The following is an 11861-nucleotide window of genomic DNA, read 5'->3' on the forward strand; positions in this document are numbered from 1 at the left end:
GCTAGACAAATTTTATATTTTTATCTTTTTGAAAAAAACACCCCTTTTTGGGGTGTTTTCACTTAATTATCTAGCGGTTCCGATTTTTTTGTCATAAATACAAAAATAATAATCATAAGGATTATTTTCATCCTTTTCTCCCTGTTCTTTACTAACTAAGTTCCAATTGTCATAATCAATTTCAGGGAAAAATGTATCCCCTTCAAACCTTTCGTCTATTTTTGTGATATAGAGCCGATCTGTAAAAGGTAACAATAGCTTGAAAATATCACTTCCACCAATTACAAAAAGTTCATCATTTGATTGTTCCTTGAACAATTCTTGGACTTCTTTTATAGAGTGAACAACTTGGCAGCCATCCGGGTGGAAATCTTTATTTCGTGTTATAACAACATTGGTTCTGTTTGGTAACGGGCGACCGATGGACTCATAGGTTTTTCTGCCCATTAAAATAGTATGGTTAGTTGTTAATTGTTTAAAATACTTAAGATCGTTAGGTAATCTCCATGGCAAGTCCTTATCCTTACCAATCAAACCATCCTTATCCATTGCTACAAGTATTGAAATCATACAGAGACTTCTCCTTTTATATGGGGATGTGGGGCATAGTCAACTAGTTTGAAATCCTCATAAGTAAATGAAAATAAATCTGTTACACTTGGGTTTATTATCATTTTGGGTGGAGTCTTTGGCTCTCTCGTCAACTGTAGTTTTACTTGTTCTAGATGATTAGTATATATATGCGCATCTCCCAAAGTATGTACAAAAGTTCCAGGTTTTAATCCAGTCACCTGTGCCATCATCATGGTCAACAAAGCGTAAGAAGCAATATTAAATGGGACACCAAGAAAGACATCAGCAGATCTTTGGTATAACTGACAAGATAACTTCCCATCTGCAACATAGAACTGAAATAGGCAGTGACAAGGCGGCAAGGCCATTTCTTCTATTTCTGTTACATTCCAAGCATTAACAATCATCCTTCTAGAGTCAGGATTATTTTTAATCGTCTCCAGTACTTGAGTAATTTGGTCTACTGTCTTACCGTTAGCTCCCTCCCAGGATCTCCATTGCTTTCCGTAAACAGGCCCTAAATCTCCATTCTCATCCGCCCACTCATTCCAAATCCGTACTCCATGGTCATTGAGGTATTTAATATTTGTATCTCCATGTAAAAACCACAATAGTTCATAAATAATAGAACGAAGATGTAACTTCTTAGTTGTTAACAAAGGAAAAGAATCTTCTAGGGAGTATTTTGCCTGATAGCCAAAAACACTAATAGTACCTGTGCCAGTTCGATCCTCTTTTTCAACCCCTTCATCAAGAATATACTTGCAAAGATCTAAATATTGCCTCATTCATATTTTCCCCCTCAAAATTAGAGGGGAAATAGCCCCTCTATATGCTCTCACAGAATTGTACCATGTCTTTTTCTAAGGAAACAAGGCAACTCTAAAAACAACATTAATATCTATAAGTTGACAGTTTAGAGATAAATGCTGCCGTTTCAGGCGCTTTCTTTTTTAATTGGGCCTTTAAATCCTCATTTGCGTAATAGTAAGCAAAAGACTCTGAGAAATACTCACTAGAGTACACATTAAAATACTCCTGATCTCCGAATAAATGATGAACCTCACTCTTCCAAATTTTTTCAAAATCGCTTGCTAGACTATCATTATTTTTTAGTAATTTATAAATAGTGTGTCCTATCTCATGTAACTCTAAATTTACGGAGCGGTGACCATTGCCAGGATCACTTGCCCCAATTTTTGCCGATATTAACCACGACCCGCCCGAACCAGGAACGTCTTCCCAGGTTACAGGACTTTTCCAACCTCTAGGCTGTTCCCATTTTAAATGGTAAAGCCATGGCTCATCAGTTAAATCCCCATGAAATAATCGTATTTTAACTCCTGCACTCTCTAACCGTTGTAGTATGGGACGTTCGATAGACTGAATGTGGAAAATCATATTTGTCAATGAAGGCCAATCCTTTACCTCACTAGGGATATAAACCATTCGCTCTAAAATATCATAATTTGGATAAGTTTTAGCATATTCCAGCTGTTTTTCGCCAGAAGCTTTTTGAAGAATAACGCCAGTAAATGGACGTTTTGTATCAAGTCCAGATAATAAAAGAAGTAGAACGATAAGGGTAATTAGTAAACTATGTTTTTTCATGCTGTTCACCCTTTCTATCAGGAAATACTTCGTAGAATATTCTGCCTATTATATTATAAGTTTATCATATATAAAGGCAAAAATTGATAGAAACATTAATAAATTAGCAGGAAGTACTTTGTATTTCGACATTTTTCTACTATAGTTGCTTATTAATAGATCCATTGGATGATATAGGGAGAGGAATGATGAGACCTAAACAAATATGAGTTTTTATGTTGTTGCTAGCTTGTAGTTTCTTAATCCTGTTTTTAAATAAAGAATTTGATGGGAAATTCCAAAGCAAAGGACCTTCCCTTTATACTAAGGAGATAATACACACATTAGACAAATTTGATATGAAAGCCAACCTATGCAATTTACATTACAAAAATAATACAAATTAAAAAAGTACACATAGTCCCTTCCCCTTTTACATATTTATTATGGACATCACAATAAAGGGAAAGGGGTATTATAATGCCTTCATTTCTATCGAAGAAGAGACTAACTCAAGGCATGGCCGTTGGATTCATCCTTTCGCAACCTTTGGCTGTATACGCTGACGCATACCCTGTCTTAACAGATGAGGAATTTCAAAGCACAAGAACATTAAGCTTTGGACAGCAAGGAATTGCAGTTAAGACACTGCAAACCAAACTTAACCATTTGGGCTATTATAATGAGGAAATTAATGGCAAATTTGATCCATACACGGAGGTTGCTTTAAAGGAATATCAACGGGAAAATAATTTGGAAGTTACAGGGCAAGCTGACAAAAGAATTACCAAGCATTTGGTACAAACAGAAAGAGATTATTACATGAAACCATTACAAGATATTTCAGACCCTATTCAATTAGGCGAGAAAGGTAAAGAAGTAGAATTATTACAACGCGCTTTACATTTTTTAGATTACTACAATGGGGATGTAGACGGTATATTCGGACCTTCAACTGAGAGAGCAGTTAAATCTTTTCAAGCACAGGAAAACCTTCCTGTCACTGCCAACGTGGAACAAGAAATGCTAGAGAAAATGGTTAATGCATCTAAAAAACCAGTTAGACAAACTACTTATCGTAGAAGTACAACTACAAAAGATCCGAAAATTGTTCAAGTAAGTGCGAAAAGCTCTAATTCCTCTACTGTACAAATCGCACAGCAATATCTAGGGACCCCTTATATTTGGGGGGGAGAATCGCCAGGTGGATTTGATTGCAGCGGCTACATCCAATATGTATTTCTCCAAAAAGGAATAAAGGTTCCAAGAACGGTACCAGACTTATGGAATGTTTCGTTATCCGTATCGGAACCAAGTGTAGGAGATTTTGTTTTCTACGAAACATACAAACCTGGCCCATCACATATGGGTATCTATATTGGAAACAATAAATTTATTCATGCCTCCCTATCTAGAGGAGTAACCATAAGCGATATGACAGAAAATTATTGGACATCACGCTACTTAGGTTCACGACGTCTAGTTATAGATTAGTGGGCCACTCTTTATAAAATTGTTTTAAAAATCCATCCATAAATTGATGTCTTTCACAAGCTAATTGATATCCATATTTGGTGTTCATTAAATCCTTTAATTTTAAAAGCTTATCATAAAAATGCTGGATCGAAGTCGACGCAGACCCTTGAAGGTGTAATCCCTCTATATGTTGTGTTTCACTTCCAGGATTATATATTAATTGACCTTTAGCTCCACCATAAGCAAAAGTGCGTGCAATACCGATAGCTCCGATTGCATCTAAGCGGTCGGCATCTTGAACTACCTTCCCCTCTATTGTTGTGGGGGGGGTTTTGTTTTTGCTAAAGGAAACTTCCTCAATAATATTCATGGTCTTTTTAACTTCCTCATAAGATAAACCTCTTCCTAGAAGGAAATTGCTCATTTTGTTTTTTTCTTCTTCGGGATGTTCGCATAATTTATGGTCAAACAAATCATGAATCCAACCGGCTAATTGACATTGAAAAACGTCAGCACCCTCTTTAGTCGCTATTTGTTCTGATATGTGGACGACCCTCGCCATATGCCAGTAATCATGTCCAGTAGAGTCATTCTCAAATCTTTTTCTAACGCTTTCTTTAACTTCTGCTATTAACTCCATTTGTATCATAACTTAACTCCTTCTTTAATTATACAAAAGACCCCTGTGGGGTCTTTTGTTAGAACAATCCAGTTACAACACCATTCGCATCTACATCCATTTTGAGTGCTGCAGGTTCTTTTGGTAATCCAGGCATTGTCATTATATCACCTGTTAAAGCAACTAGAAATCCTGCACCTATTGAAGGTCTAAATTCCCTAATGGTTATTGTGAATCCTTCTGGTCTACCAAGAAGAGTAGGGTCATCAGAAAGAGAATACTGTGTTTTCGCCATACATATAGGCAAATGACTCCAACCAAATTCTTCAAATTGCTTGATTTGTTTTTTGGCTTTTGGCGATAATTCAATACCCACTCCCCCATAAACCTTCGTTACAATTTTGGTTATTTTTTCTTCAATGGAATCTTCCAGATCATAAATAGGTTTGAACTCATCCTTATTAGATTCCACCTTTTCTATAACCTTTGTTGCTAAATCTACTCCTCCATTTCCACCCTTTTCCCAAACTTCCGTCAAGCTCATCGTATACCCATTTTCTTGACACCATTTTTCTACAAAGGATAATTCTTCCTCCGTATCTGTTGGGAACTTATTTAAAGCAATGACAAATGGTAAGCCAAAAGCTTGTATAGTTTCAATGTGTTTTTGTAGGTTTTGCATTCCATTACTTAATGCCTCAACATTTTCCTGGGATAGCTCCTTCTTAGGAACACCCCCATGCATTTTCAAAGCACGAATTGTAGCTACAATAACTACAGCTGAAGGTTTGATCTTACCGGCTCTAGTTTTAATATCAAGGAACTTTTCCGCTCCTAAATCAGCTCCAAACCCCGCTTCTGTTACCACATAATCTCCAAGTTTAGATGCTAGCTTTGTTGCCATTATGCTATTACATCCGTGAGCGATATTCGCAAATGGACCACCATGGATAAGGGCCGGAGTATTTTCTAAAGTTTGAACTAAATTAGGCTTAATAGCATCCTTTAAGAGTAGTGTTAAAGCTCCCTCAACTCCAAGATCCTTTACTGTAACTGGTTGTTTTTCATAAGTATATCCTATGACAATTCTGGCCAATCGATTTTTTAAATCAGAAAGGCTATCCGATAAACAGAGCACCGCCATAATTTCAGATGCAACAGTGATATTAAAACCATCTTCTCGTGGAACCCCTTGAATAGGTCCTCCTAAACCAATGACCACATTTCGTAAAGCTCGATCATTTAAATCCAGGACACGCTTCCACTCGACTCGTCTAGCATCAATTCCGAGAGCATTGCCTTGATGAATATGATTGTCAATGAGGGCAGAAAGAGCGTTATTTGCAGTAGTGATAGCATGGATATCACCAGTAAAATGAAGATTAATATCTTCCATAGGCATTACCTGCGAATATCCACCACCTGCCGCCCCACCCTTAATCCCCATCGTAGGTCCTAAAGATGGTTCACGTAAAGCGATAATGGAACGTTTATTTAATTTATGTAAGGCTTGACCCAATCCTACCGTTACAGTTGATTTCCCCTCTCCAGCCGGTGTTGGACTTATAGCTGTAACGAGAATGATTTTTCCATCTGCTCGGTCTTCCCATTTTTCCAAAAGCTTATCCGAAATCTTTGCCTTATAATGTCCATAAGGCTCCCAATCCTCTTTTGAAAGCGATATCATTTCTGCTATCTCTTCAATCGGTTTCATGGTTGCTTCTTGAGCAATTTGAATGTCTGTTTTCATAGTCCCATCCTCCTTGTATATTTTACAAGTCTATTGTACAGTAAAAAGATCCTACTTTTCCTCAGTTTCATTAAAGAAGTACAATTGTTAATATTCTGTTTATTTTCGTTAATTTATTGGAAAAAACTAAAAAGATGATCCCTTAAAATAAAGAGGAATCATCTTTGATATTTAAGTTTTACTAAACATTTTATGATATTTCTCTTTGTTTTTCGGCCATTGCTTGGTTAACCCAGTCGTAGGCTTGTTCTACATCTTGTTTGGAAGGACTTTTCACATATGCGAGGGTGTTGTTTAGTCCAAGTGCTTCCCATTTGTATTCCCCCATTTTGTGATATGGGAGTAAGTCGATTCTTTTAACATTTGAATACTCACCTAAATATTCCCCTAATTTATTTAAGGAGGTTTTATCTAAGGTCAGTCCTGGCACTAATACGTGCCGAATCCAAACATTAATCGATTTTTCTCTTAATTTAGAAAGTAATTTCATAGTGTTTTTGTTCCCTAAGCCTGTAATATTCTTTTGCATATCTGATTCAATATGTTTAATGTCTAACAATACTAAATCACACACATCCAAAATTTCATCCATTTGAGGTGGGATAATAGCTCCACTTGTGTCAAGAGCTGTATGAATCCCCTTTTCTTTACAAGCTTTGAACAAAGCTAATACAAATTCGGGCTGCATGAGTGGTTCTCCACCACTTACAGTGATTCCACCTTTGGATGCCCTTATGAAAGGAAGGTAAGAACTAATTTCATTCATAAGGGAATCTATAGTAACTTCCTTCCCACCTGATTTGTCCCAAGTGTCTGGATTATGACAATATAAACACCTTAATGGACACCCTTGTGTAAACACTACGAATCGAATTCCTGGTCCATCAACTGTTCCACAGGTTTCTACTGAATGAATTCTTCCTTTCATGCTGACCATCCCTTTCTGTTATAGAGGTGAAAACGAATGTAATCATCCCCTTCATTCAACTACATCATTTCGTGGAACGTGCGGTTAATAACATCTATTTGCTGTTCACGAGTTAACTTGATGAAGTTTACAGCATAACCCGATACACGAATCGTTAACTGTGGATATTTTTCAGGGTGCTCCATGGCATCCATCAAAGTCTCTCTTTCAAAAACGTTTACGTTCATATGGTGTCCTTCTTTTGCTGCGTATCCATCTAAAATGGCTGCAAGATTAGCAATCTGTTCATCAGATTCTTTCCCAAGTGCCTTTGGAACCATAGAATGTGTTAAGGAAATTCCATCTAAAGAGTCTTCATAAGGTAACTTAGCAACCGATAATACAGACGCTAAGGCACCTTTTTCATCACGACCATGCATGGGATTGGCTCCAGGAGCAAATGGCTCTCCAGCTTTACGTCCATCTGGTGTGTTACCAGTTTTCTTTCCATATACCACGTTGGAAGTAATCGTTAAAATAGACTGAGTTGGTAAAGAATTTCTATAAGTCGGGTGCTTACGCAATTTATTCATGAATGTTTTAACAATAGATACAGCAATCTGATCAACTTGATCATCATTGTTACCGTATTTAGGGAAATCCCCCTCAATACTGAAGTCAGTAGCTAATCCATCCTCATCACGGATCACATGAACCTTAGCGTATTTAATAGCACTTAGTGAATCTGTTACAACGGATAGTCCCGCTATTCCACATGCCATTGTACGTAAAATTTCTCTGTCATGAAGAGCCATTTCTATTCTTTCATAAGCATACTTATCATGCATGAAATGAATAATGTTAAGAGTGTTAACGTAGAGTTTTGCTAACCAATCCATCATTTGATCGAACTTTTCCATCACTTCATCAAATTCTAAAACATCTTTTGTAATTGGAGCGAAGGCTGGGCCTACCTGTTTCTTAATCTTTTCATCAACACCGCCGTTAATTGCATAAAGGAGGGCTTTGGCCAAGTTGGCTCTTGCACCAAAGAATTGCATTTGTTTCCCAATCTTCATTGCCGATACACAGCATGCAATACCATAGTCATCTCCATATTCTTTAATCATAAGATCGTCATTTTCATATTGGATGGAGCTAGACTTGATAGACATTTTGCTGCAGTATTTTTTAAATGCTTCTGGTAATCTAGTAGACCATAGTACAGTTAAGTTTGGTTCTGGAGCTGGTCCTAAGTTATCTAATGTGTGTAAGAATCTGAAGGATGACTTTGTTACTAGAGTTCGGCCATCTAACCCCATGCCTCCAATAGATTCTGTTACCCAAGTTGGATCTCCAGAGAATAGTTCATTGTAATCTGGTGTTCTAAGGAACTTAACGATACGAAGCTTCATAATAAAATGATCCACAAGTTCCTGAGCTTGTTTTTCTGTTAAAATTCCTTTTTCCAAATCTCTTTCAATGTAGATATCAAGGAAAGTTGAAACTCTTCCAAGGGACATAGCTGCTCCATTTTGCTCCTTAATAGCTGCTAAATAACCAAAGTATAACCACTGAATGGCTTCTTGTGCATTATGAGCAGGTTTTGAGATATCATAACCATAGTTAGCAGCCATTTCCTTTAATTCTTGAAGAGCACGGTATTGTTCGGTAATTTCTTCTCGATCTCGAATGGTTTCTTCATTCATTACATCCGGAACAATTTTGTCGAATATTTCTTTACGTTCAGCCATAAGTCTATCTATACCATAAAGAGCGACTCTACGATAATCTCCGATAATGCGACCTCTTCCATAAGCATCAGGAAGACCAGTTATAATGCCAGCCTTACGTGCTAGTAACATTTCCTTTGTATAGACATCGAACACACCCTGATTATGTGTCTTACGATATTTCGAGAAAATTTCTTCTACAGAAGGGTCGAGCTCAAAGCCATATGCTTCACAGGCCTGCTTTACCATACGAATTCCACCAAAAGGTTGAAGGGATCTTTTAAATGGTTCATCCGTTTGGACACCCACAATTTGTTCTAAATTTTTATTTAAGTACCCAGCTTTATGAGAAACAATGGTTGAGATCGTGCTGCGATCTACATCTAGTACTCCACCGTTCTCCCTTTCTTTTTTGGATAACTCTAGTATTTGTTCCCATAATTGATTAGTAGCTTCTGTTGAACCTTCTAGAAAAGCCTCATCTCCCTCATAAGGAGTATAATTTTCTTGAATAAAGTCTCTTACGTCTATACGGTCCATCCACTTTCCACTTTTAAATCCTTGCCATTCTTTCATTTTTTTGCATCTCCTTTGTGATGTAATTCACAATTAAAATAAAAAAATATGTGAAACAATGAACATGTTTCCTTATTCAAACTGTACCATTTATTTTATTAATACACAATAATATAAATTTAAAAAATGTGTCTAAAATGTGATAACAACAAGTAGTTTGTTCAGATTTGTAGTTATAGTACAGAAATGCTAATTATATAACACATCAAATTATTCCATTATTTAACACTTAGTAAATTGGACACAATACCGTCCTTATCTTTTTCCCTTTAAAATCTTTGACACTTTTAATGAAATCAAGTAAAGTGAATATTATACGAACATTAAATATTAATAAACAAAAAATATTCGTGTTTAGGGGTGTTGTTTGTGGAAAATGTATTCGATTATGAAGATGTTCAACTTGTTCCTGCAAAATGTGTTGTGAATAGTCGATCCGAATGTGATACCACTGTTAAATTAGGAGGTAGAAGTTTTCGTTTACCTGTTGTACCTGCAAATATGCAAACAATTATCGATGAAAAAATCGCCTTATTTCTTGCAGAAAATAATTATTTTTATATCATGCATCGCTTTGAACCAGAAAAACGCTTAGATTTTGTAAAGGATATGAAAAATCGAGGGTTGTATGCTTCTATTAGTGTTGGGGTGAAACCCGAAGAATATAAACTTGTTGAAGATTTAGCGAAAGAAAATCTAATCCCAGAATATATTACAATTGATATTGCCCATGGTCATTCAAACTCAGTCATAGAAATGATTACACACATAAAGAGAAACCTACCTCAGAGCTTTGTTATTGCGGGGAATGTCGGAACACCAGAAGCAGTTAGAGAATTAGAACATGCAGGGGCAGATGCTACAAAAGTTGGGATTGGTCCTGGAAAAGTCTGTATTACTAAAATTAAAACTGGTTTTGGTACGGGAGGCTGGCAGCTTGCTGCTCTGCGCTGGTGTTCAAAAGCGGCTACCAAACCTATCATTGCAGACGGTGGAATTCGGACCCATGGAGACATCGCAAAATCCATTCGCTTTGGAGCCACAATGGTTATGATTGGTTCTTTATTTGCAGGGCATGATGAATCTCCTGGGGAGACATTCGAAAAAGATGGAAAACTTTTTAAAGAATATTTCGGATCTGCTTCAGAGTTTCAAAAGGGTGAAAAGAAAAACGTTGAGGGTAAAAAAATGTATGTAGAGCGCAAAGGATCGTTAATGGAAACCCTAATTGAAATGGAACAAGATTTACAGTCCTCTATATCCTATTCAGGTGGGGATAGTTTAGACAGCATTCGAACGGTTGATTATGTTATTGTTAAAAATTCAATATTTAATGGTGACAAAATCTATTAATTCCATGTCCATAATTAACCATTTTTCTTGACGAAACCTCTAAAATAAGCTATATTTACCCTAAGCAAAATTATGTGCGGATTCATTAAAGCAAGGAACTTCTATAGAAGTGGATGAGTTTGATGATCCCCCATATCTATAGTTTTTCCTTGCTTTTTTCTACCATTATTTTGCTTAGATTTAATTCACTTATGTGAAAGTTTTAGGAGGATTATTTACATGCAAAATGGCGTAGTAAAATGGTTCAATGCAGAAAAAGGTTATGGTTTCATTCAAGTTGAAGGCGGTAATGATGTGTTTGTTCATTACTCTGCTATTCAAGGAGAGGGGTTCAAAACTCTAGAAGAAGGTCAATCTGTTACTTTCGAAATCGTTGAAGGTGAGCGTGGACCTCAAGCAGCTAACGTCGAAAAACAATAATTGTAAACTTAAAGATGATGGTTTTACTATCATCTTTTTTTCTTTATCTATATACTATTGCATGAGTGCTATTTTACTCTTATAATAGGAAATTGTGTATGACTACACTCGCGGTTCGAGAACTCCCGCGTTATCAAAACTAGGAGGTAATGAAATGTATAATGAATTATGGGGATTGCTCTATGCAATCGTCAGCTTTTCCCTGCTACTTGTCAGTCTAAGAATTTTCGGGAAGTCTGGTATTCTTGTGTGGATTGCGTTTGCAACAATACTAGCTAATATCCAAGTCCTGAAAACAGTTGAATTATTTGGCCTAACAGCTACATTAGGGAATGTACTTTACGGATCAAGTTTTCTGGCTACGGACATTTTAAATGAAAGATATGGGGAAAAAGAGGCGAAAAAAGCAGTATGGTTAGGGTTTTTTTCATTGGGAATGATGATAATAACGATGCAATTTGGACTTCGCTTTATTCCACACAGCGAAGATTTTGCGCAAGGATCCTTAGAAACTATCTTTGGGCTTGTTCCCAGAATTGCTTTAGGAAGTTTAATTGCTTATATAATCAGCCAATATTTTGATGTATGGGTTTATTCAAAAATAAAAGCGATGATTCCTTCTGATCGATTACTATGGGTAAGAAATAATGTAAGTACTATGATATCTCAGTTATTAGATACAACCATCTTTTGTACCATTGCATTTTTAGGCACTTATCCAATGGAAACTTGGATTCAAATCTTTATAACCACGTACGTTTTAAAGTTTTTAGTCGCTGCATTGGATACACCCTTTCTTTATATTGCAAAAAAAATCAAACTCCCAGAATAGTAAGAAAAGCGCAAGCGCCCTTGATCATCGAC

11 protein-coding genes are annotated in these 11861 nt (G+C 36.5%); 4 read left to right on the forward strand and 7 right to left on the reverse strand.

What is annotated here, in order from left to right:
- Nucleotides 1-66: 66 nt before the first annotated feature.
- The 3 genes from RZN25_04385 to RZN25_04395 form a co-directional block, all read right to left on the reverse strand.
- Entirely contained in the window at nt 67-570 is a 504-nt protein-coding gene (locus RZN25_04385; protein MEQ6376060.1) for a dihydrofolate reductase, read from the reverse strand.
- Complete coding sequence (locus tag RZN25_04390) at nt 567-1361, reverse strand: thymidylate synthase (GenBank protein MEQ6376061.1); 795 nt, start codon at nt 1359-1361, stop codon at nt 567-569. The genes RZN25_04385 and RZN25_04390 overlap by 4 nt, the downstream gene beginning before the upstream one ends.
- Before the next feature lie 106 nt (nt 1362-1467).
- Nucleotides 1468-2184 carry a toxin gene (locus RZN25_04395; protein MEQ6376062.1) on the reverse strand — a complete coding sequence of 239 codons (717 nt, stop codon included), beginning with the start codon at nt 2182-2184 and terminating at the stop codon, nt 1468-1470.
- 459 nt (nt 2185-2643) lie between these two features.
- Between RZN25_04395 and RZN25_04400 the strand changes: the two genes are divergently transcribed.
- Entirely contained in the window at nt 2644-3657 is a 1014-nt protein-coding gene (locus RZN25_04400) for a peptidoglycan-binding protein (protein MEQ6376063.1), read from the forward strand.
- Here the strand turns inward: RZN25_04400 and RZN25_04405 are convergent.
- The 4 genes from RZN25_04405 to pflB all read right to left on the reverse strand — a co-directional run bounded on the left by RZN25_04405 (nt 3647) and on the right by pflB (nt 9224).
- On the reverse strand, nt 3647-4288 hold the full coding sequence (locus tag RZN25_04405) for an HD domain-containing protein (protein ID MEQ6376064.1): 642 nt from the start codon (nt 4286-4288) through the stop codon (nt 3647-3649). The two genes, RZN25_04400 and RZN25_04405, sit on opposite strands and share 11 nt — an antisense overlap.
- Before the next feature lie 49 nt (nt 4289-4337).
- Nucleotides 4338-6008, reverse strand: a complete 1671-nt coding sequence (locus RZN25_04410; protein MEQ6376065.1) for a formate--tetrahydrofolate ligase — start codon at nt 6006-6008, stop codon at nt 4338-4340.
- Nucleotides 6009-6198: 190 nt separating this feature from the next.
- Nucleotides 6199-6936, reverse strand: a complete 738-nt coding sequence (gene pflA, locus RZN25_04415) for a pyruvate formate-lyase-activating protein (protein ID MEQ6376066.1) — start codon at nt 6934-6936, stop codon at nt 6199-6201.
- A 59-nt stretch (nt 6937-6995) separates the two neighbouring features.
- On the reverse strand, nt 6996-9224 hold the full coding sequence (pflB, locus tag RZN25_04420; protein ID MEQ6376067.1) for a formate C-acetyltransferase: 2229 nt from the start codon (nt 9222-9224) through the stop codon (nt 6996-6998).
- 369 nt (nt 9225-9593) lie between these two features.
- Here pflB and guaC point away from each other — a divergent pair, with 369 nt between their 5' ends.
- The 3 genes from guaC to RZN25_04435 all read left to right on the forward strand — a co-directional run bounded on the left by guaC (nt 9594) and on the right by RZN25_04435 (nt 11829).
- The gene (gene guaC / locus RZN25_04425; GenBank protein ID MEQ6376068.1) at nt 9594-10577 is read left to right on the forward strand and encodes a GMP reductase; all 984 of its coding nucleotides are present in this window, start codon (nt 9594-9596) and stop codon (nt 10575-10577) included.
- A 219-nt stretch (nt 10578-10796) separates the two neighbouring features.
- Nucleotides 10797-10997, forward strand: a complete 201-nt coding sequence (locus RZN25_04430) for a cold-shock protein (protein MEQ6376069.1) — start codon at nt 10797-10799, stop codon at nt 10995-10997.
- 154 nt (nt 10998-11151) lie between these two features.
- On the forward strand, nt 11152-11829 hold the full coding sequence (locus RZN25_04435; GenBank protein ID MEQ6376070.1) for a queuosine precursor transporter: 678 nt from the start codon (nt 11152-11154) through the stop codon (nt 11827-11829).
- Nucleotides 11830-11861 lie beyond the last annotated feature (32 nt).

It is taken from the genome of Bacillaceae bacterium S4-13-56, from assembly GCA_040191315.1.
GTDB lineage: Bacteria > Bacillota > Bacilli > Bacillales > JAWJLM01 > JAWJLM01.